General features: G+C 39.0%; 27 protein-coding genes. 7 read left to right on the forward strand and 20 right to left on the reverse strand.

Going from position 1 to position 22,031, the window contains the following annotated elements:
• Positions 1 to 241 precede the first annotated feature (241 nt).
• The 8 genes from IGI92_RS11495 to IGI92_RS11530 all read right to left on the reverse strand — a co-directional run bounded on the left by IGI92_RS11495 (position 242) and on the right by IGI92_RS11530 (position 5,348).
• Positions 242 to 592, reverse strand: a complete 351-nt coding sequence (locus IGI92_RS11495) for a type II toxin-antitoxin system PemK/MazF family toxin (RefSeq protein WP_430607106.1) — start codon at positions 590 to 592, stop codon at positions 242 to 244.
• Entirely contained in the window at positions 586 to 849 is a 264-nt protein-coding gene (locus IGI92_RS11500) for an AbrB/MazE/SpoVT family DNA-binding domain-containing protein (RefSeq protein WP_087664981.1), read from the reverse strand. Before IGI92_RS11500 ends, IGI92_RS11495 begins: the two co-directional genes overlap by 7 nt.
• A 457-nt stretch (positions 850 to 1,306) precedes the next feature.
• On the reverse strand, positions 1,307 to 1,693 hold the full coding sequence (locus IGI92_RS11505; RefSeq protein WP_087664983.1) for a hypothetical protein: 387 nt from the start codon (positions 1,691 to 1,693) through the stop codon (positions 1,307 to 1,309).
• 3 nt (positions 1,694 to 1,696) lie between these two features.
• Positions 1,697 to 1,861, reverse strand: a complete 165-nt coding sequence (locus IGI92_RS11510; RefSeq protein ID WP_194188423.1) for a hypothetical protein — start codon at positions 1,859 to 1,861, stop codon at positions 1,697 to 1,699.
• A gap of 363 nt (positions 1,862 to 2,224) precedes the next feature.
• Positions 2,225 to 3,076 carry a helix-turn-helix domain-containing protein gene (locus tag IGI92_RS11515; protein ID WP_430607110.1) on the reverse strand — a complete coding sequence of 284 codons (852 nt, stop codon included), beginning with the start codon at positions 3,074 to 3,076 and terminating at the stop codon, positions 2,225 to 2,227.
• Between the two features lie 259 nt (positions 3,077 to 3,335).
• A complete protein-coding gene (locus IGI92_RS11520) occupies positions 3,336 to 3,542 on the reverse strand; it encodes a DUF3955 domain-containing protein (protein WP_194188424.1) in 207 nt (68 codons plus the stop codon).
• A gap of 87 nt (positions 3,543 to 3,629) precedes the next feature.
• Positions 3,630 to 4,481, reverse strand: a complete 852-nt coding sequence (locus IGI92_RS11525) for a helix-turn-helix domain-containing protein (RefSeq protein ID WP_244732226.1) — start codon at positions 4,479 to 4,481, stop codon at positions 3,630 to 3,632.
• Positions 4,482 to 4,730: 249 nt separating this feature from the next.
• The gene (locus IGI92_RS11530; protein ID WP_430607113.1) at positions 4,731 to 5,348 is read right to left on the reverse strand and encodes a CPBP family intramembrane glutamic endopeptidase; all 618 of its coding nucleotides are present in this window, start codon (positions 5,346 to 5,348) and stop codon (positions 4,731 to 4,733) included.
• Positions 5,349 to 5,735: 387 nt separating this feature from the next.
• Between IGI92_RS11530 and IGI92_RS11535 the strand changes: the two genes are divergently transcribed.
• Positions 5,736 to 6,317, forward strand: coding sequence for a hypothetical protein (locus IGI92_RS11535; protein ID WP_005234617.1), 582 nt, complete (start codon positions 5,736 to 5,738; stop codon positions 6,315 to 6,317).
• Between the two features lie 259 nt (positions 6,318 to 6,576).
• Here the strand turns inward: IGI92_RS11535 and IGI92_RS11540 are convergent, their stop codons facing one another.
• Positions 6,577 to 6,921: a DUF7006 family protein gene (locus IGI92_RS11540; RefSeq protein ID WP_005234616.1), complete on the reverse strand. Its 345-nt coding sequence runs from the start codon at positions 6,919 to 6,921 to the stop codon at positions 6,577 to 6,579.
• A gap of 665 nt (positions 6,922 to 7,586) precedes the next feature.
• Here IGI92_RS11540 and IGI92_RS11545 point away from each other — a divergent pair.
• Positions 7,587 to 9,269, forward strand: a complete 1,683-nt coding sequence (locus IGI92_RS11545) for a hypothetical protein (RefSeq protein WP_430607115.1) — start codon at positions 7,587 to 7,589, stop codon at positions 9,267 to 9,269.
• Between the two features lie 518 nt (positions 9,270 to 9,787).
• On the opposite strand, the gene map is transcribed toward IGI92_RS11545, so the two are convergent.
• The 3 genes from map to rlmH all read right to left on the reverse strand — a co-directional run bounded on the left by map (position 9,788) and on the right by rlmH (position 11,871).
• Positions 9,788 to 10,546, reverse strand: a complete 759-nt coding sequence (map, locus tag IGI92_RS11550; RefSeq protein ID WP_005234612.1) for a type I methionyl aminopeptidase — start codon at positions 10,544 to 10,546, stop codon at positions 9,788 to 9,790.
• A gap of 42 nt (positions 10,547 to 10,588) precedes the next feature.
• A complete protein-coding gene (gene truA, locus IGI92_RS11555) occupies positions 10,589 to 11,326 on the reverse strand; it encodes a tRNA pseudouridine(38-40) synthase TruA (protein ID WP_005225435.1) in 738 nt (245 codons plus the stop codon).
• Positions 11,327 to 11,391: 65 nt separating this feature from the next.
• A complete protein-coding gene (gene rlmH, locus IGI92_RS11560; protein ID WP_008379108.1) occupies positions 11,392 to 11,871 on the reverse strand; it encodes a 23S rRNA (pseudouridine(1915)-N(3))-methyltransferase RlmH in 480 nt (159 codons plus the stop codon).
• A 373-nt stretch (positions 11,872 to 12,244) separates the two neighbouring features.
• On the opposite strand from rlmH, the gene IGI92_RS11565 reads away from it, so the two are divergent.
• On the forward strand, positions 12,245 to 13,549 hold the full coding sequence (locus tag IGI92_RS11565) for a S1C family serine protease (protein ID WP_008379110.1): 1,305 nt from the start codon (positions 12,245 to 12,247) through the stop codon (positions 13,547 to 13,549).
• Between the two features lie 67 nt (positions 13,550 to 13,616).
• Here the strand turns inward: IGI92_RS11565 and ytpR are convergent, their stop codons facing one another.
• From ytpR to pepA, 4 genes are all read right to left on the reverse strand, one after another.
• Entirely contained in the window at positions 13,617 to 14,231 is a 615-nt protein-coding gene (gene ytpR, locus IGI92_RS11570; RefSeq protein WP_005234600.1) for a YtpR family tRNA-binding protein, read from the reverse strand.
• A 272-nt stretch (positions 14,232 to 14,503) separates the two neighbouring features.
• Positions 14,504 to 14,965, reverse strand: coding sequence for a universal stress protein (locus IGI92_RS11575; protein ID WP_086373191.1), 462 nt, complete (start codon positions 14,963 to 14,965; stop codon positions 14,504 to 14,506).
• Positions 14,966 to 14,977: 12 nt separating this feature from the next.
• Positions 14,978 to 15,298 (reverse strand): thioredoxin family protein, encoded by a 321-nt coding sequence (locus IGI92_RS11580; RefSeq protein WP_008379116.1) that lies wholly within the window; start codon positions 15,296 to 15,298, stop codon positions 14,978 to 14,980.
• 132 nt (positions 15,299 to 15,430) lie between these two features.
• Positions 15,431 to 16,507 (reverse strand): glutamyl aminopeptidase, encoded by a 1,077-nt coding sequence (gene pepA / locus IGI92_RS11585; protein WP_034872382.1) that lies wholly within the window; start codon positions 16,505 to 16,507, stop codon positions 15,431 to 15,433.
• Positions 16,508 to 16,799: 292 nt separating this feature from the next.
• Between pepA and IGI92_RS11590 the strand changes: the two genes are divergently transcribed.
• Positions 16,800 to 17,144 (forward strand): peptidase, encoded by a 345-nt coding sequence (locus IGI92_RS11590; RefSeq protein WP_005234590.1) that lies wholly within the window; start codon positions 16,800 to 16,802, stop codon positions 17,142 to 17,144.
• A 60-nt stretch (positions 17,145 to 17,204) separates the two neighbouring features.
• Here the strand turns inward: IGI92_RS11590 and IGI92_RS11595 are convergent, their stop codons facing one another.
• From IGI92_RS11595 to IGI92_RS11605, 3 genes are all read right to left on the reverse strand, one after another.
• A complete protein-coding gene (locus tag IGI92_RS11595) occupies positions 17,205 to 18,239 on the reverse strand; it encodes a hypothetical protein (protein ID WP_086316422.1) in 1,035 nt (344 codons plus the stop codon).
• 77 nt (positions 18,240 to 18,316) lie between these two features.
• Positions 18,317 to 18,718 (reverse strand): Ohr family peroxiredoxin, encoded by a 402-nt coding sequence (locus IGI92_RS11600; RefSeq protein WP_005225423.1) that lies wholly within the window; start codon positions 18,716 to 18,718, stop codon positions 18,317 to 18,319.
• 181 nt (positions 18,719 to 18,899) lie between these two features.
• Positions 18,900 to 19,148 (reverse strand): GlsB/YeaQ/YmgE family stress response membrane protein, encoded by a 249-nt coding sequence (locus IGI92_RS11605; RefSeq protein WP_005225422.1) that lies wholly within the window; start codon positions 19,146 to 19,148, stop codon positions 18,900 to 18,902.
• A 425-nt stretch (positions 19,149 to 19,573) separates the two neighbouring features.
• Between IGI92_RS11605 and IGI92_RS11610 the strand changes: the two genes are divergently transcribed.
• Together IGI92_RS11610 and IGI92_RS11615 are read left to right on the forward strand one after the other, a co-directional pair.
• Positions 19,574 to 19,825 carry a hypothetical protein gene (locus IGI92_RS11610; protein WP_430608496.1) on the forward strand — a complete coding sequence of 84 codons (252 nt, stop codon included), beginning with the start codon at positions 19,574 to 19,576 and terminating at the stop codon, positions 19,823 to 19,825.
• Complete coding sequence (locus tag IGI92_RS11615; RefSeq protein ID WP_061054430.1) at positions 19,809 to 19,997, forward strand: hypothetical protein; 189 nt, start codon at positions 19,809 to 19,811, stop codon at positions 19,995 to 19,997. The genes IGI92_RS11610 and IGI92_RS11615 overlap by 17 nt, the downstream gene beginning before the upstream one ends.
• 71 nt (positions 19,998 to 20,068) lie before the next feature.
• Here IGI92_RS11615 and IGI92_RS11620 read toward each other — a convergent pair whose 3' ends face one another.
• Positions 20,069 to 21,010 (reverse strand): magnesium transporter CorA family protein, encoded by a 942-nt coding sequence (locus tag IGI92_RS11620; RefSeq protein ID WP_016621424.1) that lies wholly within the window; start codon positions 21,008 to 21,010, stop codon positions 20,069 to 20,071.
• Between the two features lie 186 nt (positions 21,011 to 21,196).
• On the opposite strand from IGI92_RS11620, the gene IGI92_RS11625 reads away from it, so the two are divergent.
• Positions 21,197 to 22,024 carry a manganese catalase family protein gene (locus IGI92_RS11625; RefSeq protein WP_034872349.1) on the forward strand — a complete coding sequence of 276 codons (828 nt, stop codon included), beginning with the start codon at positions 21,197 to 21,199 and terminating at the stop codon, positions 22,022 to 22,024.
• Positions 22,025 to 22,031: the final 7 nt, after the last annotated feature.

Here is a 22,031-nt window from a genome sequence, read left to right on the forward strand (position 1 = left end):
CCTTGTTTGGTTGCACTGTACCATAGTTTCGCCGATTCGCCCAATTTGATGCCCAAAAAACGTTTGAGAGAAATCCTCGAACGTTTTTGGCTTTTGTATGGGTTAGCGTATAAATCGTTCAGGCTTTTGAGAATGGCGTTGCTATCTCAAAGATTACAAAGGAGTATAAGTTTACGGACACACTGTCTATAGAATAAAAGAAAACAGCATGGTCAACATCGATTAGATGATCATGCTGTTTTTATCTACTTACTTTTTGAAATACTGTTCTAACTTTTATCAATAACTCATCAACCAAGTGCTCATGCGCTTTTTCCAAAAAAACACATGCTCTGGCTTCATAATCAATTGTCGTTAATTGATCTAGCAATACTTTTCCTGTTGTTTTCATGCCATAATCTGGATCAATACTTACGTATAACGAATAGTTTCTACTTGTACTAGAAATCGGAGCAATGGTGGCAACGTTACTATAATCTGCAATCATGTCATGACTTAAAACAATATAGGGCCTTTTTTCCGTTTGTTCATGTCCAGAACGAGGAGCTGTATCCAACAACAAAATATCACCTTGTCTAGTTTTTTTTACCACCTTTCATTCCCTACGGCTTCACCTAAACGTTGAATTTCCACCTGATTTCTCTCAGCAGTGTAATTTTCAAATAACTTTTCAATCGTTAACTCGTTTTCTGAATTTGCCGCTTCGATGATTAGTCGCTTATGCCCGTTTACTTCTTCTTGTATTATCTTCACTTTGTCATCAGTATGAATGCCAAGATACTCCATAATGTACTTTGGCAATCTAAGACCGTTACTATTGCCCCATTTTTTTATAGGTAACATTTCCATGCGCGACACCTCTTTCTATATATACATAGTATAAGATATATCACGACGGAGTATATACATAATTATCCTTTTGTCGAAGCACCTAAATTCATTTAAAAAGAATTGTTCTTAAAAGTTTACTCTGCTGTCCTAAATTAGGATCTTTCTATCCTAACTAATTGAGCTACTAAAGGAATTTTGAAATGAAGAATAGAAAAAGGATCAAAAATTATTAAGTTTCTGATCCTCAATAATATTGTACCAATATTATCTCACAACAAGAACAAAATACATAAATTAGACTCTGTCGCATTCTTAAAAATCAAAATTGTATAATATCATACTATGATTAGTTGCTTGATTCGGTGAAACCTTCTTCATTAGGCGCAACTTGCCACCCAGCACTATGAAATGCTCTTGTTATTAAGTCTTCAACAAAATTTGGATTATCTGTAGGGTAGCCGTGGTCATATAATATTTACCTAGAATAGATTAATAACATGCCACTATCTTGATTAGACCGTGCCATCAGTTGAATAGCATGTTCTAACTCGTCGACAGTGGCGCCAATATTGAAAGTAGTGTTTTGGTTTTGTGCCAAAGTCATCCGTTCATGAAAATCCGATATCAAACTTTCTGCTTGGTTATACCATTGCGGCTCCGATGTAGATGGCGCCATAGTTTCGCTTGTGCTCCTTCCTGATTGTTCGGTACTCCCAATAGACTCCATAAACGTTGGTTCCTTCATCGCCTCGACAAACCGATTTATTGGGTGCTCCGATTTTGCCAAGACATAGCCAAATAAAATTACCAATGCGCAAGTTATACCAGATACAATCACAGATGAAAGAGTTGATTTTTTCATAGATTAATTTCCTATTAATAATAACTCTTGCTTCAAGAGTATCTGTGCTAACTTTTGAACCTCTTGTCGATTACATTTTCTCTCAATTTCTTTCTGACGTTTCTGATCGATTGGGCTTTTGAACTTAAGGGATCCGCATCGGTATGTTTTATATGTTAATTCTTCCATTTGATTTCCTCTTTCCTTACAATGTAAATCTTATAATAAGGCTATTTAAGAAGAAAATAAAAAAAGTCCGATATAATGGACTTCCCAACAATTTCTATATAAATATTCATTCCCCAAATAAGTTATTGACAACTATGTTTATAGTTATTATCCCTTTAATTAATATAAATCATAATTCTCTTTAAATACCTTCAGCTTCCTATTTGGGCAAATTCATCTAATTTGACCATCTAATTCAAATTAGTAAACATATTTAGAATGAAAAATAAACCATAGTATTTTAAACTTAAATAGCTTTCTAATTTAAGTCTTAATATCTACTTTTAAATAGATGCACAATCGAAAACTACATGCCCTATATAATTATGAAACTAATTGTGAATAAAGCTCAGCTAAAGAGTCTTGATTTAAACCTCTCATTATCTGAAGCATTTTTTGTGTAAGATCTCTTCCCTCTTGCTCAGGCCCTCTTTTTATTAATAGTAACCCGCTAAAAAACTTATATACCGTTCGGTGAAAAAATTCTTTATAATCGGTTGATAGTAAATCTAGCTGTGTTAATAATACTTCTGTATAGTCATACTGCTGTCTTTTAAATGTATATTCAATTAGGTTGATCAACAAAACACAATATATTTCTCTTCCTTTTTCAAGTTTCACATAACGTTCCATCAATTTTGAAACTCTTTTAAAAAAAACTAGAATAATTTCACTATCTAAAAATTCGAGTGTATTCGTAAATAGTTGAATTTCTTGCAGAGACCAACTTTCCACATCGATCAGATAGGTTAAAATGGTATGTCTATCAGCTTCTAAAACTACTTTGGTATTATATTCCCCATACTCTTCAAAATATTCTAAGAGGCGTATCCGAGATCTGACCTCAGCAATTCTAATTCCATTTAACTTGCCGGATTTTACTTGCAGATCTTCTAAAAGATGTTTGAGTCCTTTGATATCTTGATTGTTCGCCAGTTTATTATAAATATAATTATAGTTATTCTGTTCATTTAATTGGTATCCATTAGAAATAAACATAAATTCATCAATGTCCATAGAAATATTGTCTAATATTTGCATCAGTATATTGGCTGATATTTGATGTTTTCCTTTTTCAAATTCAATAGCATATGATTTAGATATAATATTTCCATATACATCTTTCTGGCTAAATCCTTTTTTTAATCTTATTTCCCTTATAGTTTCTCCGTACATATAGTACTCCTCTCACATTCAAGATTCTCTCATCCATATCAACAAAGAAATATGTATGCTAGCATATTATTCATTAAATTTCTTTAAAATAATATTTGATCTTATTATACAATTTGTTTTCTGATCATTATAGTGACTTAACCTATAAGATGAAAGAAAAAGAGGAGTGAATGACTTGGATACATCTCATTCGCTCCTCTTTTTCTTTCGTTTAGATTAAAAACAAGAAGTCCTAATCGTGAAAAACATCTCATCTGTATCATTTAGTCTTTAATTTATTTCTTAATAGCTTAGTAGTAGTAATAGAAATTGAAATAAAGATTGATAAATATCCTAGTGGTATACAAAAGAATGCTGGCTCTACAACAAATCCTCTTGAGTCCAGATGCGACCCTACCAAGTTACTAACCATAAAGAGCACTACTGCTAATAAAAAAAAGAAAATTGAACTGCCAAATTGTTTCATTTTATATTCCTCCTGCTTTTTAATTTATTTAAATGATTGGTTCAGTTTAACAAGTAATGGATTTATTATCATCTATGAAAAAATCCGTTAAATCAATAAAAGGGCGTACAACTTCGCTAGTGGTTCTTGGTTTAATTTTTTCATAATATCTAACATATTTTCTGCAATAGCTCTTCCCTTTTCTTGATCAAGTTTTTTCATTACCAAGAGTCCCTCAAAAAAATTATAAACGGTTCTATAAAAAAACTCTTTATAGTTGGATGATAAAAGATCCAATTGGATAAGTAATATTTCTGTATAGTCGTATTGCTTTTTCTTAAATGTATATTCCAATAAATTTATAATCAATGCGCAATATATTTCTTTCCCCTTCTCTAGATCGGCATAATATTCAAGCACACGAGAAACTCTTTTAAAAAGAATAAATATTGATTCATTGTCTAACAAATCTAGCGTATTAGCGAAAAGCTTAATTTCTTGAAGTGTCCAACTTTCCCTCTCAATTAGGTAGGTTAAAATAGTCTGTCTATCTTCTTGTAAAATCACATTTGTATCATAAACACCATTGTCTCTGAAATTTCGTAAAATTCGGAGACGAGACCTTACTTCAGCTATTCTAATATCATTTAATCTACCTTCCCTACTTTTTAATGTTTTTAATAAATCTTCTAGACCTTCAATATCATGCTTGTTGGCTAACTTACTGTACGTATAATCATAATACGTTTTTTCGTTCATATTATAGTTATTAGCAATAAATAAAAATTCGTCTATTTCTATAGATAGATTCTGTAAAATTTCAAGCAATATATAAGTAGAAATTTGATGCTTTCCTTTTTCGAATTCTACTGCATATGATTTTGATATGATGTTTTCATACACTTCTTTTTGAGTTAACCCTTTTTTCAGACGAATTTTCCTTAACGTTTCTCCATACATTTATTATCCTCCTATCATAAGATTGTATTAAAAAACTTCTTACATTTCTTATTATAGTAATCTTTCTTTTTTTGGATCATCAGGTATTAAATATGAGACCGAAAAATTCGAAACAATAATTTTTTTATAACTATTACGAGTCATGTATTGAACAATAAGGTTCTTTATATAAATAGAAAAAAAGAGAACTAGCAAGTTCTTGCTAATTCTCTTATTCGTCTATATATCAATATAGGAATTAAAAAAACACTATTTGAGAAAAAAGATAATAAAGCCTAGCGAGTCATAGATAAAATGACAGATCCAACTCACCCAAACACTAGATGATTTCTCCCATACATAGTTTAGTGCTAACCTAGCCGGTGCTAGGGTGAATATTAATTGTATAGGGTGAAATCCATACGCAGGAATGTGCCAGAATGCAAAAAGAATGCTGCAGATAATTGTTGACCAGAAAAAAGAAAGGCCTTTTTTCTGAAGAGCGATTAGGATATTTGTACTTAATAGTTCTTCTCCCATCAGCATAAAGGGCACTTGAAACAAAATCATTTTTACTGAAAGTGTATCATTAATCGCATTCGGCGTAGGTTGCCCAAAAATTAATGAATAGAGGAATGAAAAAAGCATTCCAGAAAACAAAACAAGAGGTAATCCCCAGGCGAATGATTTAAAGTTGAAGTGCTTGAACTGATTTAGAAAGTCCTTTCTTAATAAACAATACCCGGCAATAAAGGCAAATACTAAATTCCAAACCGTTCCAAAAACGACATGAAGTAGCTCGGGAAAATTTATAAAAGATAAAATTTGATAAATCAAAGCAATTCCTATAGTAGTCAATAACAAGAAATTAGCTGATTGTTTTTTCATATTTACCCAACCTCCTTATTTTTATCTGATTATTATTTTAAAACTATTCAAACATGGTAGCCTTCTCGGGAAAAATAAATATACATACTAATTTTCTGTTTCATACAAAATTTTGTAAAGTTTTGTATTTTAATTATACCATATTCATATTGAATACCAGGAAGATTGAGAAAGACTGATACTATACCAAGGACAACTAATTTTCCCAGCATTATCGTGCTTGCTAAAAATGAAACATACGATCATATAGATAAATCATTATTTATATTATATGCACCTATATTTTACTTTTTTGAAGTATGAAATATCTGTCTTTTTAGGTAATTTGAACCTAAAATAACCTAAAATAGATTTTGCAACAAAATAAATAAATGGAGAATTTAGAACATGAAAAAAAAGCAATTATCAAAATCTTTAATAGCCACTGGCTTACTTTGTACAATATTCGGGAGTGTTACAACATTTGCAGCCAGCACTGCACTTTATCGTGACTCCACGGCAACTACAGAAGCTATCTACCAAGGTGTTCATGCCTTATCCCGAACTTTAAGCGGCACTAAGACAGACTTGGCAACAGCGTTAGTAGATAAAGCAAAAGCAGAAGCTGATAAAATAAAAGCTGAGAATGAGAAGAAAGCTGTCGAAAATAATCTCGAAACGGCAAATAACACAATTACTGATTTAAGAACACAACTTACAAATGCCAATAACGCTGTCACAGAAGCGCAAGCCAGTGCAGCTCTTGATAAAAAAACTGCTGAAGATAAAGGAAGTGCCGTAGCAGCTGCAAAAGATGAACAACTAGGCGCACTTAAAACTGCAGTTGATAGTATCCTGTCTGAGCACAATGTGCTTCCTGACAGTAATAAAGATAGTGTAGAAGCATTAAAAGGTAGCGATGATGCAGCAAAAGCTGTCGATGACGCCAATAAGAATCAAACAGAAAAAGTGAATCAAGGTAATTCATAAATTTGTTTAGTTCTTCTAATATCAAACTGTAAATCATGAACCCTAACATTAAATAGGTTTATTCAAAGTATTATGCTCAATAGATAATAAACTTTGAGGTAAATAATAAAAAAGCAACCCGTCATAAATAAAAATGTCAGGTCAGGAGAGTAAAGTTCTGACCTGTCTTTTTATTGTAAATATATATTTAAATCGCATATTAAAATTTTATATTATCTGAATAAAATTCACTTTGAACAGTCTCCTGAAGTCATTTATTTTATAGAAGTATAAGTGAGTGAATCTTACTAATATTTGTCATTCCATCCATCCTGAATATTTCTTCATAGTAAGTTCCGCTATCTATTTCTGCCAATCTTATTATTTCAGTTTCAGATAATTTGAAAATATTGTCATCAATTAAACTAGATAAAATTTGCAACTTAGCATCGATTCGTACCAATTCTTTGATGGTTGCAAACGCATTTTTGGTAGAAATATTCTGAATCAATTTAATGAAATTTTCTTTTGTCGTTATATAGTACTCGTTAATTAATGGATAGTTATATTTTTCGAAAAAATCATCGAAAAATAAGAAATATTCGTTAGCTGATTTTATTGTCACTTGTTATCTCCTTTCAAATTTATTCTAAGAGATCCGCACAATACCTATTCGTTTATTCAAAATGTTTCCTCTTCTACTTGTCATTTTAAAAGCAGTCTGCGAATTTCCATTTATTTTACCTCTTGAATTTGGTCAAAGAAAAAAAAGTCTTTAATTTAGGACTTATAAAAGAACATATGACTTTGGAAGTTTATTGTTATTCATGGAATTGAGTTACAAAAGAGATATTAATCATCTTTATGTACACACATATTCAGAAAAATTAATTAACCATTTTGTCCTTATTATCTTTGAATACAAGTAAGAATATGATTACTAGAAACAAAAGAAGAAACAATGGGCTGTTTTAGAACAAGAATTTCAATAAATAATATAATAGCACTCACCATAATTATCATTGAGGTACTAAATTTAAGACCTTCTATGTAGAATAAGCCAAAACCTTATATGATAAGTTTTGTCAGACAGAATCAAGAAATTTTCATGAAATAATTCATTGAATTTAAATACCATTCAGTATTTACTTCCATTTTCACTGGTGTTCATGGAGATTTGTCTTTTATTTTGCCGTGGATTGACTATCTTATTCTAAGTTCTTAGACAAGATACTTGTATTTCTACGAGAAAAACCAATCACAAATCGAATTTGAGGAGAAATTTTAATCATGAAAAAACAAATCATTGCCACATCAATCATATTAGCTAGCATAACTACCGTAATCGCGACTGAGGCTCAAGCCAATGCAGACTCCATCAATGGCGTTGATGTAACAACTGATCAAACACAAAAAAAAGCCACCAGTGAAAATGGTGAAACTTGGGTTAATGATAATAATGTATGGTATAACCAAACTTCAGGGGATAACGGTATCATTACACCACCGAATACTCCCGGTCAGCAAAAACCTGAGCAGTCTTTAACGCCTGCTGAACCTAATCAAACACCGCCGATTATTAAGCAAGAAACCCCATCTGCACCATCGGTACCTACAAAAGCCGAGTATATCGCACCGGCTAAACCTATCTCTGAGCAAAAAGTATCGAATACGCCAGCTGTTCCTGCTACTCCTGTGATAAATGTCCCTGATTTGCAGCCGAATACGCCTGTGCAATTGGTTCCTGCTACTCCTGCTGTTCCTACAAAAGCCGAGTATATCGCACCGGTTAAACCTGTCTCTGAGCAAAAAGTACCGAATACGCCAGCTGTTCCTGCAACTCCTGTGATAAACGTGCCTGATTTGCAGCCGAATACGCCTGTGCAATTGGTTCCTGCTACTCCTGCTGTTCCTACAAAAGCCGAGTATATCGCACCAGTTAAACCTGTCTCTGAGCAAAAAGTACCGAATACGCCAGCTGTTCCTGCAACTCCTGTGATAAACGTGCCTGATTTGCAGCCGAATACGCCTGTGCAATTGGTTCCTGCTACTCCTGCTGTTCCTACAAAAGCCGAGTATATCGCACCAGTTAAACCTGTCTCTGAGCAAAAAGTACCAAATACGCCCTTTGTACCTGCAACTCCTGTGATAAACGTCCCTGATTTGCAGCCGAATACACCGGTTCAATTGGTTCCTGCTACTCCTGCTGTTCCTACAAAAGCTGAGTATATCGCACCGGTTAAAACTGTCTCTGAGCAAAAAGTACCGAATAAAAAATACGAGGATCCAATAAATAAACAGCTAAAAGAAGTACCTAGTATGATACCTAGCCAACCAGTAGAAATGACAATAAATGTTCCTATTAAAAAATTTCCACAAATGAATACTTTTAATTTTTCTATGCAAGCAATCAATACTTTTGCGACTACTATAATTGATAATACATTCTCTACAAATACAGAAAAGATTACTCCTGCAACTAATGTACTAGTCGAAAAACAGCCATCACTTATCGATGGAGATATCCCTAAAAATTTAAACCCTTTTGATCATAAACAGTTTATTCAAGCTAGTAGAGTACCAATTATTGAAAAACCAGTAATTATGAAATTGGAACAACTAAGTGAACAGAAAACAAGCCGACCTGTCCCTAAGACTTCTGAAGAAAAGCAAACAATTAAAACAATCCAATTCAAAACAGCGCTCATGAAATCTGAAAGTAAACAAACAGCGCAATCTTTAACAAAAAAAGAAAATCAGGTAAATAGAGAGACGATTCCCCTGCCTACTAGGTCTTCAAGGCATGACGTGAAATCCACACTCTTAAAATCTTCAAGCCTAGCAATGATGCCTAAAACAGGAGACGCCGACTCTTTTACTTTTCAAGAAAGTTTACGAATCATTGGTTTTGTTTTGGCTAGTCTAAGTCTGTTAGGTTTATCATTTAAAAGTAGAAAAGGTTACAAGAAATAAGATATAAAAAAGACTAGCTCTATATGGCTAGTCTTTTTATGCTTTATTGAAATTTGACATATAAAGTATTATTATTTGTAAACTTAAGTTAATATATTTTCATAGATCGCTAGTACTAATGATCTATGAAAATATTAATAAAATAGAGATCAAAATTTTAAGTTTCTGCCCCTCTTTTCTTAATCTATAAAAAAGGCGCTATAATTTATGGGACTGATGAATCGGAATTGACTCTCCAATCCCATTTTCATTTTAGTAGAGAAAAGATCATTCTCTAGTTTGAATAAATCACCCCAAAACAACTGAGCCCACGATATGCTATATGAATGACTCCAACAAAAAAACCGATATGAATAAGAAAGGCATTTGTTGATTACTTAGTTCTTTTATAGAGCTTTTTGAAAAAAGCACACATCGAAAGGGCGTACCATCAGTTAGGTATGCCCTTTAAGAGAAGTAGTAAATACTCATGTTACGGAAGTTCCACACAGTTATTTTTCAAAGACATTAAGTGATGTTCACGTTTCTTCCTTTTGCAACGTCATGATGACTGGACCTTCTTTGGTGATGGCGATCGAATGTTCATATTGGGCACAATAGCTCCCGTCAATCGTGCGTGCTGTCCAGCCGTTTGGGTCCATCTTCATGCGCCAAGTGCCGGTCGTGATCATCGGTTCGATGGTGATCGTCATGCCCTCTTTCAAACGAATTCCTTTGCCAGGTAACCCGAAATGAGGAAAGAATGGTTCTTCATGAATGGTTGGGCCAATGCCGTGAGCAATAAAGTCCCGCACGACACCATACCCTTTTTCTTCAGCGAAGCTTTGGATCGCATAACCAATATCGCCGACTCGGTTGCCAACCTGTGCTTGCTCGATGCCTCTCATCAAGGCTTCTTTCGTTACTTCCATCAGTGCTTGATGTTCTGGCGAAATCTCTCCTACAGCATATGTCCAACAGCTGTCAGAGATTGCTCCTTTGTAATCGACACAAAAATCGACTTTGACGACATCGCCTGATTTTAAAACATATTCTGAAGGGAAACCATGACAAATCTCTTCATTGACACTGATACACGTCGCAAATTCATACCCTTCAAACCCGATTTGCGCGGCTGTTGCCCCTGCAGCTTCTATCTGTTGATGGACAAAGGCGTTGATTTGGTTCGTGGTGATACCGGGAACGATTTTTTCCCGTAGCTGCTCGTGAATACTTGCCAAGATACGACCAGAAGTTTTCATTTGTTCGATCTCTCGTGGGGATTTTAATGTGATCAATAGATGATCTCCTTTCCTTAAATAGCCATTACCCTGTTTCTTTTAATAATACACCTCATCTAGAAATAAGCCATGAGAAGGCACTGTTTCACCAGCTGCTTGTCGTACTTTATCGGCTAACACTTGATCGATCACTTCTGGCGGTAGCGTGCCATCGCCAATGGCAATCAGTGTGCCTGTCAAGATTCGGACCATTTTATGCAAAAAGCCGTTGCCTTTGAAGGTAAACCGCAATAGGTCGCCTTCTGGTGTGATAGTGATTTCATCGATTGTGCGCACCGTTGATTTTTTTGATTTTTTCAACGCAGAAAAGCCAATAAAATCATGGGTGCCGATCAACTTCTCAGCCGCTTGCTGCATTTTTTCCAAATCAAGGGGCTGCGGGCAATGAAAACTGGTATTGCGAGCAAAGACCGATGGGATCGCGTTGTTCCAAACATAATAGCTGTATTGCTTGCCTTTAGCGTGATAGCGTGCATGGAATCGTTCAGGCACTTCTTCAATCTTGTTGACAACGATGTCTTGCGGCAAATAGCGGTTAAAGAACTGCTGCATCTCTGGCAAACTCATTTGATGGGTCGTCTTGAAATTTGCCACTTGTCCTCGAGCATGCGTGCCCGCATCGGTTCTACCAGAACCCACGATCTCAATTTCTTCTCCCGTCAATAATTTGATGACCCCTTCAACTTTTTCTTGGATCGTTTTTTCAGAATCTCCTAGTCGTTGCCACCCTAAGTAGCGCTTGCCGTCGTATTCAATCGTTAGTTTGATATTTCGCATGGTTGTTGCTCCTTTTTACCGGTAGTACCGGTGGTTAATTTTTTCTATTATACTGCTTAAGATATTTACTTATGATACGGCGCTCCCGTATTGATTCGATACGCGCGATAAATCTGCTCCAATAAGATCAGTTTCATGAGTTGGTGGGGGTAGGTCATTTTGCCAAAGGAGATTTTGGCATCACTGCGAGTCATGACTTCTTGGCTTAAGCCTAGGGAGCCGCCGATGACGAAGGTCAGTTGGCTTTTTCCTTGGATGCCGAGTTGATCGATTTGTTTGGCGAAGGCTTCGCTGGTGGGATTGGTGCCTTCGATTGCTAAGGCAAAGACATATTCGGTGTCTTTGATTTTGGCTAAAATCCGCTGGCCTTCTTTTTCTTTGATTTGCAGCATTTGGGCTTCACTCAAGGTTTCTGGCGCTTTTTCATCTGGTACTTCGACAAACTCAAGCTTTGCGTATGCCCCCAATCGTTTGGCGTACTCGTTGATTCCTTGAACGAGGTACTTTTCTTTTAGTTTTCCTACTGTGACGATTTTGATTTTCATAGGTTCCTCCTCGTTATCCCCTTATTTTATGAAAATGTGGACAATGCTATCCACAACCTTTTACACACTTTGACTTTCTTTGAAATTCTTCTATCTTATCTATAAAACTGTGACAATTCAACGATTTCTTCATCCTCCCAACCAACCCCATCAAGATTGTCCACACACTGTGGATAAAAAAACCTTTGCTCCTCCCCAGATTTCTCTGCTATTTTTATTCAAAAATGAACGGGTCTTGCGAAGAAAATTTCATCGTTTGAAACAGATTCTTACGCAACTTCTTCATATTTTTTTCAAAATCTCTTAGTAGACTAATCTCAGATAGAAGGAATATACTGATTATAACGAATTATTCATTAAGGGGGAAATAGTAATGGCAAGAAAATATGTCACACCAGGTAAGAAAACTTCTCCTGGTTTATTAAAACGATTAGGTATTGGGATTTTAGGCGGTATGGTCGGCGGATTATTGACCTTCGGCGGTCTGTATCTGGCAATGGGTTCATCCTTGACTTCAACACCAGAAACCACGACCAACAGCGGGGTCCAAGATTCTAACGGACAAACCCAAGTATCCAATGTAAAACTTGATGTGACTAGCGATGTCACTGAGGCAGTTGAAAAAGTACAAGATTCGGTGGTTTCCATCATTAATCTACAACAAAGTCAAAGCAACGATTGGAACAGCCTCTTTGGTCAGCAAGGTGGACAAAGTGAAGGCGATAGCCAAAGCGAAGACGACAGCGCCTTAGAAGCTTCTTCCGAAGGGAGTGGTGTCATCTACAAAATTGATGGCGACGATGCCTATGTCGTAACCAACAACCACGTAGTTGAAGGTCAAGATGGTTTGGAAGTTGTCTTAGCAGATGGTACAAAAGTCAAAGCTGAATTGGTAGGTACCGATTCTTACACAGACTTAGCCGTCTTAAAAATCTCTTCTGAAAAAGTTACAACTGCCGCAACATTTGGCGATTCAAGTGCCTTGAAAGTCGGCGAACCAGCAATCGCGATCGGTTCTCCTCTAGGCTCTGACTATGCAAACTCTGTGACACAAGGGATCGTGTCTTCCTTGAATCGTCAAGTAACAAGCCAAAACGAATCTGGTGGTACGATCAGTATCAATGCGATCCAAACGGATGCTGCAATCAACCCAGGGAACTCAGGTGGTCCACTGATCAACGTTGATGGTCAAGTGATTGGGATCAACTCAAGTAAAATCGCCAGCACCTCGGGCTCTGCTTCAGGCGTTAGTGTCGAAGGGATGGGCTTTGCGATCCCAAGTAACGATGTCGTTGAAATCATCAATCAACTAGAAGCAGACGGCAAAGTGGTTCGCCCTGCACTAGGGATCCAAACGATTGATTTAGGTTCAATCACATCACAACAACAAGAACAAATCTTGAAAGTTCCTTCATCTGTAACTTCAGGCGTTGTGATCTACTCAGTCAACAATGCAACACCAGCAGAACAAGCAGGATTGCAACAATATGACGTTATCACGAAAATCGATGATACAGAAGTCAGCACCACAACGGATCTGCAATCTGCGTTGTACAAACACAAAGTCGGTGACACGATCACTGTAACCTTCTATCGTGGCGATGAAGAAAAAACAGCAGAAGTAAAACTTTCCGTTGATACATCGATCAACGAACAATCAACAGACAGCAGCAACTAATTACCAAAACCAATCGAAACAATCAAAAAATGAACTGCCGCAAAAACAGGAAGCGGCAGTTCATTTTTTAGGCTTTACCGACTGGAAAAGCTTCACCTACAACGGCATCTTGAGGCAGCTCAAGGATGCCTTTTTTCATTGGGGCACCTTCTAAATGTAGTTCTTTAGCAGAACAGATCATTCCGAAGCTTTCTACGCCACGAAGTGTCCCCGGCCAAATCATCAAGCCATCCGGCATCATTGCGCCAGGTTTTGCGACAACGACTTTCAATCCTTTACGAATATTGGCAGCGCCACAGACGATTTGCAAGACTTTCCCATCTCCAACTTCTGTTTCCGTGATAGAAAGATGGTCGCTGTCTGGATGTTCTACACAAGATTTCACATAGCCAACGACGATTTTTGGTTCCGTATCTGCAGGCAGTTCTTCGCTGAATCCTGCTTCTTTGATCATGGTGTTCAATTGTTGGATTTGTTCTTTCGTCAACGTCACTTGACCACGGCCTTCGATCGTCATCACTTCTGAGATCGCAAAAAAGTTCCAGCCAACGATCGTGCCTTCTTCATTTTTGATTTGGGCAACATTGCCTTTGCGTTCGACGGTTTGTTCTAATCCTTTATCATCTGCTGTGATGGCAAGCAGTGTATCACTGACATATTCTTTGTTATAAGCAAAAATCACGTTTTTTCCTCCTTAGGTACTTACACATTCCGCCCATAATCTTATCAAATTTTTCGGCATCCGTCATGGAATTTCTTTGTTTTCCTTGAAATTCTAGTTATTTTCAAAGACAAAAAAGCCTGAAAACCAGCTACTGCTCATTTGCTAAAGACAATGCTTCACTAGCGAGCAAAACCGCTGGTTCTCAGGAACTTCCTTTTGTCACTTGTTACTACCATGCAAACTATGGAAAAGAACACGGCAACGACAAGCTTATTTTTTCCAAAATGACCTTACGCTTTGTTTTCTTCAGGTGATACGATCAGCACGTCGCACCGGGCTTCACGGATAACGAAGCTGGCGACACTCCCCATCATGAAGCGTTCCACGGCGTTCAGCCCGGATTGCCCCACCATGATCAAATCGATGTCGTATTGATCCGGTAATTGGGTGGCAAGGGCGTCTTTGATGGAGCCGTAAGCGACGATGCCTTCTACTAGATCAAAATCCACTGATTTTGCGTAGGCTTTGCAGTCGTCGATCAGATTTTTCGCCGTGTCTTTTTCTTGTTCTAAGATGGAACTATCCAAAGGTGCATAGCCCATCATGGTCGGCACTTGCTGATCGATGATCGTTGCGGCATAGACCTTCCCTTGGTTTCGACGAGCGACTTCCACTGCTTTTTTGAAGGCTGACATCGCTTGATCTGAACCGTCGATCCCTACTAAAATATTTTGATATCTTTGTGCTTCCATCTTTTTCCCCTCCTATGCTGATTGTACGCTGGTTAAAAAGGCTTCGATCTCTTCTTTGGTTTTGCGATCCTTGTTGACTAACCGTCCCAGCTCCTTGCCGTCTTCGATAACGACGAGGCTAGGAATACCAAAAATGTTCCATTCAACCGCTACATCCATGTATTCATCACGGTCGACTTCGATAAACTGAAGCGCTGGAAAATCCGCTTCGATCTCAGGCAATTGCGGTTTGATATATCGACAATCGCCACACCAATCGGCGGTGAAAAAGAAGACATTTTTGCCTTTCTCCACATATGTTGCTAACTCTGCTAAATCTTTTGGAATAATCAAATACTCACCACTTTCTTTTCTTTAAGTATACACCTTTCTTTCAGGGACTACCAACTGACATGCTGGTCTCAGAACCCCTGCAGAAAAAAAGAGACAACGGATTGCTGTCTCTTTGCTTTCGTTCGTTCTAGCTTATTGTCCAGCCAAAATCGTATCAACAGTGGAACGATCCAAACCTTTCAAGACTTGAATCACCATTTCCCGTGCCGCTTCAAAATCAGCGATACTGAATAGGGTTTGGTGAGTATGGATGTAACGTCCAGGAACACCGATGACAGAACTTGGGATCCCTTCATTTGCCATGTGTGCTGCACCAGCATCGGTACCACCTTTTGAAACAAAGTATTGGTAAGGAATGTTGTTGCTTTCTGCTGTATCCAACAAGAATTCTTTCATCCGTGGCAACATGATCATGCCTGGATCATAGATTCGCATCAAAGTCCCGGCTCCTAGATGACCAAAGGTGCCATTTTTCGTGACTGTGTCATCTGCTGGCGAGCAATCGACCGCAAAGAACAAGTCTGGTTTGAATTTCGTCACAGATGGACGAGAACCCCGTAAGCCGACTTCTTCCTGAACGTTGGCACCAGCAATCAACGTATGGCCTAATGTTTCCTCTTTCAAGGCTTCAAGTGCTTCTAATACGACCGCACAGCCGTAACGGTTGTCCCAAGCTTTCGAGATGATGTTTTTCCCATTGGCTGTTTTGATGGTTTCCACTTGTGGGACGATCGTATCGCCAGGACGTACGCCAAAGCTTTCTGCTTCTTCTTTTGATTCAAACCCAGCATCAAACAAAATATCTGTCACTTCGACATTTTTTTGACCGCTGCTTCCTCGCAACAAATGTGGCGGTACTGAAGAAGAAACGCATGGGTAATCGCCCTTCGCTGTTTTCAATGTAAACCGTTGAGCAGAAACTACATAAGGGTTCCATCCACCTAAAGGAGTGACTTTGAATAAGCCGCGATCGGTGATCGTCGTCAATAAGAAACCAACTTCGTCCATGTGAGCAGCTAACATCACTCGTGGTGCATCTGCTTCTTGGTGGTGACGCAAACCGAAGATGCCGCCTAAGCCATCTTGTTGGATTTCATCTACCAATGGAGTCATCGCTTCACGCATATACGCTCGCACGTCGTGTTCAAACCCGCTGGTTCCTTGTAACTCCGTTAGTTCTTTGATACGTTGAAATGTTTTTTCTTCCATGATCATTCGAGAAACACGTATCAGTTGTTTGCTGCCCCAAAGAAACAAAGCTGCTTTTTTTGAAAAAGCAACGCTTGCTGTTGCTGTGTTTTCCAGCAATTTTCGGGTGAAACAACGGATGTGCTCTCTTCCTCCTTATTCCTACTGATATTCTTTATTATAGCGCAAATTTCTATTGTTGGTTATTTTTCTTATAGAATATTTCTAAACTATGGTAAACTATTGTTAAGAGAACCTGTGCTTTCACCGAGATCAAAACATTCGGGAAAACTTACTTTAGGAGGGACATTAGATGGAGAATGAGCATCCATTGCATTATTTTAAAAATGGACTGACCATCGGTTTAGGTCTTGGCTTTGCAGGAGGGATTTTTTCAACGATCTGGTTGAAGAAAAGGCAAGCCATGAATGCCGATGATGTCTTAGACAATATAAAAGCGGCGTTTATCAAAGAAGGACCGATCGAAGGTTCTTGGATCAATTTCGAAAAACAACCTTTGCGCAAATTTGCGATCACTTCCCAAGGATATACTGGCGGCATCACCCGCACCGAAGACGGACAGCTTGTCACCTATGAATTTTTGGCAGATGCTCATACCGGCACCGTCTTAGATATCCAACGAGCAATCGTGGAATAATTACTGCACTTACGACCAGCTTCTTAAGAGGCTGGTCTTTTTTCTTTTTAAGCAGTACTTTTACTGAAGTAAGGTCGCAAGGTCCAATACCACGACTTCATCGATGCTGCCGCCTTTTTGCCGATACGCCCATGCCCCACTTTCAAACAAGCAGTACAGCTGCCCTTTTTCTACCACGATCTGTTCAAGGTAATGGGGAAACTTGATGCGCCGCAACGCATGTTTGCGGGTCAGCACCGTTGCATCCTTTGAAAAGACCCATAACTCAGCCGACCCTGGTCCAAAGGAACGTGCCAGCAACAAGTATTCAGTGGTAAAGGCGACACTTTGAACTTTCGTGGTGGTGACCCTTCTCTTACGCGGCTTGATGCAAGGAGATGCTTTGCGACCGCTGTCTGAAAGAACAGGCAGCGGATAATTCGCCACCACGCCACCGTTTTTCAAGGCAAAGGTCCCTGAGACAAGTTCACCGCTATCGGCTGCCAAATAGGAGCTATGAGTGATGCCTGCCAATTCGATGACTTGCTGATAAGCGATCGGCTGACTGGTTGCCAAGGAATCATCTTCCAGCAGTGTCTGCAAAGAAACACACGCCACTCGTCCCATTCCTTTCCCAGTGATGGTTAGCCACAGCACTTGCGTTGCTCGATCAAAGACTAATCCGCCGACATGGGGGCGTTTTGGCAGAACCACCGTTTTCAGATGCCGTCCGCTCGTTCTTTCTATTATATAAAGCTGTGAGTGATGTTCCTGCTGCGAACAGTACGCAGAGAGGAACAAATAGTCCTCCGAAACGGCCAACCCTTGTGGAGTCATTGCCTGACACTGATCCGCATGCTTGTACAGCCTCGTTTCTGCTTTCGCCGTTGCCGTCGTTGCAACTGCGGCAGTAGCTTTTTTTAAACCGGGAACCAAAAGGACTGCTTCCCTTTTTACCCCGGCTGCCAGCCACGCTTTCCGCACGCTGGGATAACGCTTCAGCTGAGCTGCCAGTGCTTGATTGTGGCGCGCATGTCGGTGCTTTTTCAGCCAGTACACCACAAAAAGGCCAACCACAAACACGCCCAAAAGCAGCAAGATCTCTGTTTGTCTCATTGATTGGCCTCCTTGATGAATTCCCTCTTGTCGGCTGATTCATCAGCCGCTTATTGTTTGTCTAGCTGCAATAATGCTTAGACTACTTGTACTTCGACATCAATGTTGCCACGAGTTGCCCGAGAATACGGACAAAAATCATGGGCTTCTTCTGCGATTTTCTCTGCCTCGGCTTTTTCAACGCCTGGTAACGACACTTCTAAAATCACGCCGATTTGGTAACTGCCGTCCTCATGCTGATACAAAGACACTCTTGCTTTAACTTCGGATTCGGATTCGATGTTATGCTCTTTCAGCATATGCTGTACGGCACCGTTGAAACAAGAAGCATAGCCAGCGGCAAATAATTGTTCTGGGTTTGTGCCCTCACTGTGAAGACCCGGTTTGTCGATTTTCAGGTGAAAACTGCCATTTGGTGCTTCGACCTCTCCGACACGTCCGCCTCGATTGATCATCGCTGTTTCATATTGCTTTTTCATTGAACCTCTTCCTTTCTTTTTTTGACCTACTTCAAGTGTAACGACAATTTCCCGATATGACAAAAGGATTGCTTATGCTTCCTTAAAAACAAAAAAGGCAAACCCAGAAAATCTGGATTTGCCTGTCTATTCGAGGTAATTACTACCCGAAATAAATGAATGGAAACAATTGCTGAATGGACTAGCCGTTTGAACGTCCTAAGAAGAATGAAACAACAGCAACTACAATAACCGCACCAATAATTGATGGGACGATTGCCATTCCAGCAAGTGATGGACCCCAAGAACCTAAGATTGCTTGTCCAATAGCTGAACCTACTAAACCTGCAACGATGTTGGCGATCCAACCCATTGATCCACCTTTATTTGTGATAGCTCCGGCGATCAAACCGATAATAGCTCCTACGATTAATACCCATAACCAATGCATATTTTTCTCCTTCTTTCTTTTAAGTAGTTATTACACATATTATGTTACGCTTAATCCCCGTTTTAGACAAAAGATTTGCACTCAATTTGCAAAAAAAAATTTCAAACCTTGTTATATTAACGTTTACCAGTACTTCTTAATTATCGTTGTAAGAGCTTTAATTCGTTTTTTTTAATATTCGTACATTTTTTGAAATCGCTTTATTTTTCATTTTGCATCTTCTTCGCTAAACTGAGGGAGAGCCACTCTCATTTTGTCAGATAATTGGCACTTTTTACTCCTCAGTGCGTTTTAGGACAGCTATCTTTTCAGCACTTCATCTATTTTTCATTAGAGGACGTTTCGATCGTTGCCGATTGGAAATGTCTTCGTAGATTCCCATGTTTGCTTCTAGAGCTCCCAGCGAAAGCGGTACTTATTTGAAAATGACGGGAAAATACTCAGAAAAAAACGGTGTGACTGTAGAAGTTCCTGATTTGCCTTACGCGGATTTATTGAGGATTCTAGTCAGTGCCGACTGCAGCTATGCGCTTACAAAATACGATGCCATTTTTTTCTTCCTCTATCATCGCCATCACCATGCTGCCGATTGCCCGACCAATCATTATGACACTGGAGATCTTCTCCTTCCAGTAGCGATGGAAGGATTATATCTGGCCCTTGATCGTCTTGAATAATCCGAAAAAATACACCTTGCAAGTGGCGAACCGCAGCTTGGTGGGCGCGGAAAATATCCATTGGACGATTTTGATTGCTGCCTTGGTAATTTACATCTTGCCTTTGCTGCTGGTCTTCCTCGCCTTTCAGCGCTGGATTCTCGACAGCAATTTAGACAGCGGGTTAAAATAAAAAAATGCCAACTGCTTCGTCGCACCATTCTCCTTTTATGGATGAACGGTGCCACAGAGCAGCGGCGCTTTTTATTTTGAAAAGTCTTTCCGTGACAAGTAAATGGCGGTTAATATCCCAACTAAAATAGCCAAACCAAAGACAATGATCGTACCGATGGCATTGTCTTTTCCTGGCAGTCCCCCGGTGTTGATCCCCCATAGCCCCGCGATCAAGGACGGCACAGCCACCACCAATGCCGCAGAATCTAAGTATTTCATCAGATGGTTCAGATTGTTGTCCATCATATCGGAGAACAAGCCACCAATGGTTTCTAACAAGTCGCGATAGATAGTGACCATTTTCATGGCAAACTTCTGTCGTAGCTTAATGTCATAAACGAGTGCTTCATTATCCAAACGATCCAAAAATTCTTTGCGATCCATCAAACGATCGACAGTATGGTTCTGATCCCGTAAGGTGTGATCCAGATAGACCATGTCTCGTTCGGTATCGGCTAAATTAAACAATTCGTTGTTTTCCGTCGTTTTACGGGCTGCTTCATCTAGTGCATCGATCTGTTTCTTCATTTCCTGCAGACCTTTGATGTAATGGGTGTAGATCATCAGCGTCGAGTAGGCAACAATATCTTCATACCGTTGAATATCTTGCTCATGCTTTTCAATCAGGCGTTTAATCAGTGTAGATTGATGAGAGACATACGTGATTAAAAGATCTTTGGTATAAATAAACGTCACCGGTTCTAAACGATCTTCGATGCGGTCTTGTGTCACTTCTGACAAATCGATCAAGGTATAAAGAATCGGATGATTTAACTTAGTGTTACGTAAGTATTCCAAACGTGAGACTTCTTCCGGTTCATTGGCGCCAATAAAAATATCTTCGGGCAGTTGATACTTATCTAACAAGTGGCGTTGTTCCTCTGGATCTGTCCCAGAAACCACCAGCCAATTGTAATCTTCCTCCGAGGATTCCCTTATTTTTCGGTCGTCCATTTTGTAATACTGAAACATGGTGACTCGCTCCTTTTCTAATTCTCTCTTAATTTAACTATCTAACGCTTCTCGCTTTTTGTCAAAGTAAATGGCTTTTCTTTTTGGAGCTTTTTTCATTTTGAACTAAGTGCATTTTATTAGACGAACCTTTCGATTCATGAGAAACTTTTTATGGGCCCAATAAAAAATTTTAGGAGGAATAGTATGTTTCGTCATCAAAAAGAACTACAGTTTGAAGCTAAACCAGAAAAACCAAATCCGTTAGTTGCGAAATACCTTCAAGAATTAATCGGTGGACAATATGGAGAGATGAGTGTTGCCATGCAATACTTATTCCAAGGATGGAGCTGCCGTGGGGAAGAAAAATACAAAGACATGTTAATGGATATCGCTACTGAAGAGCTTGGACACGTTGAAATGTTGGCAACGATGGTTGCACGTCTGCTGGAAGGTGCACCTGTGGAAGATCAGGAAGCTGCCATGAAAAAAGACCCAACGATCGGTGCGATCATTTCCGGAATGAATCCGCAACATGCCATCGTTGCCGGCTTAGGACCACGTCCTGCTGATAGCGTCGGCAATCCATGGTCAGGTGCGTATATCATTGCTAGTGGCAACTTGCTTGCTGATTTCCGTGCCAACTTAAATGCAGAATCACAAGGTCGTCTGCAAGTAGCACGCATCTATGAAATGATCGATGACCGTGGGGTCAAAGACTTACTTTCGGTCTTATTAGCGCGTGATAGCTACCACCAAAATCTTTGGGCAGCTGCCGTGAAAGAATTGGAAGAAAACGAAGGCTCGATTTTAGTGCCGACTACCTTTGACCGCAAAAACGAACGCTTAGATATCGCTTATGATTTCTATAACTTCTCAGAAGGCGACCAAAGTAAAGAAGGCTCTTGGGCGAAAGGCAAAGCCCTTGATGGTGAAGGCGAATACCAATGGCTAGACGAACCAAAGATCGAAGGAAAAGCGCCAAAACTCGATCAAGTCACACCAAAAATGTATGGCACACCGCCTGAAAAATAATTTAATC

The organism is Enterococcus sp. DIV2379 (assembly GCF_050542965.1).
GTDB lineage: Bacteria > Bacillota > Bacilli > Lactobacillales > Enterococcaceae > Enterococcus_D > Enterococcus_D entomosocium.

Coding starts and splice junctions, on each gene's coding strand:
- IGI92_RS11520 (WP_194188424.1), bottom strand. CDS start 3,542: ATGAAACAATTTGGCAGTTCAATTTTCTTTTTTTTATTAGCAGTAGTG.
- IGI92_RS11535 (WP_005234617.1), top strand. CDS start 5,736: ATGAAAAAAAAGCAATTATCAAAATCTTTAATAGCCACTGGCTTACTT.
- IGI92_RS11515 (WP_430607110.1), bottom strand. CDS start 3,076: ATGTACGGAGAAACTATAAGGGAAATAAGATTAAAAAAAGGATTTAGC.
- IGI92_RS11525 (WP_244732226.1), bottom strand. CDS start 4,481: ATGTATGGAGAAACGTTAAGGAAAATTCGTCTGAAAAAAGGGTTAACT.
- pepA (WP_034872382.1), bottom strand. CDS start 16,507: ATGGAAGAAAAAACATTTCAACGTATCAAAGAACTAACGGAGTTACAA.
- truA (WP_005225435.1), bottom strand. CDS start 11,326: ATGCGAAATATCAAACTAACGATTGAATACGACGGCAAGCGCTACTTA.
- IGI92_RS11530 (WP_430607113.1), bottom strand. CDS start 5,348: ATGAAAAAACAATCAGCTAATTTCTTGTTATTGACTACTATAGGAATT.
- rlmH (WP_008379108.1), bottom strand. CDS start 11,871: ATGAAAATCAAAATCGTCACAGTAGGAAAACTAAAAGAAAAGTACCTC.
- IGI92_RS11505 (WP_087664983.1), bottom strand. CDS start 1,693: ATGAAAAAATCAACTCTTTCATCTGTGATTGTATCTGGTATAACTTGC.
- IGI92_RS11500 (WP_087664981.1), bottom strand. CDS start 849: ATGGAAATGTTACCTATAAAAAAATGGGGCAATAGTAACGGTCTTAGA.
- IGI92_RS11595 (WP_086316422.1), bottom strand. CDS start 18,239: ATGAGACAAACAGAGATCTTGCTGCTTTTGGGCGTGTTTGTGGTTGGC.
- IGI92_RS11545 (WP_430607115.1), top strand. CDS start 7,587: ATGAAAAAACAAATCATTGCCACATCAATCATATTAGCTAGCATAACT.
- IGI92_RS11610 (WP_430608496.1), top strand. CDS start 19,574: ATGACGGGAAAATACTCAGAAAAAAACGGTGTGACTGTAGAAGTTCCT.
- IGI92_RS11510 (WP_194188423.1), bottom strand. CDS start 1,861: ATGGAAGAATTAACATATAAAACATACCGATGCGGATCCCTTAAGTTC.
- IGI92_RS11625 (WP_034872349.1), top strand. CDS start 21,197: ATGTTTCGTCATCAAAAAGAACTACAGTTTGAAGCTAAACCAGAAAAA.
- IGI92_RS11575 (WP_086373191.1), bottom strand. CDS start 14,965: ATGGAAGCACAAAGATATCAAAATATTTTAGTAGGGATCGACGGTTCA.
- IGI92_RS11605 (WP_005225422.1), bottom strand. CDS start 19,148: ATGCATTGGTTATGGGTATTAATCGTAGGAGCTATTATCGGTTTGATC.
- IGI92_RS11565 (WP_008379110.1), top strand. CDS start 12,245: ATGGCAAGAAAATATGTCACACCAGGTAAGAAAACTTCTCCTGGTTTA.
- IGI92_RS11590 (WP_005234590.1), top strand. CDS start 16,800: ATGGAGAATGAGCATCCATTGCATTATTTTAAAAATGGACTGACCATC.
- IGI92_RS11620 (WP_016621424.1), bottom strand. CDS start 21,010: ATGTTTCAGTATTACAAAATGGACGACCGAAAAATAAGGGAATCCTCG.
- IGI92_RS11600 (WP_005225423.1), bottom strand. CDS start 18,718: ATGAAAAAGCAATATGAAACAGCGATGATCAATCGAGGCGGACGTGTC.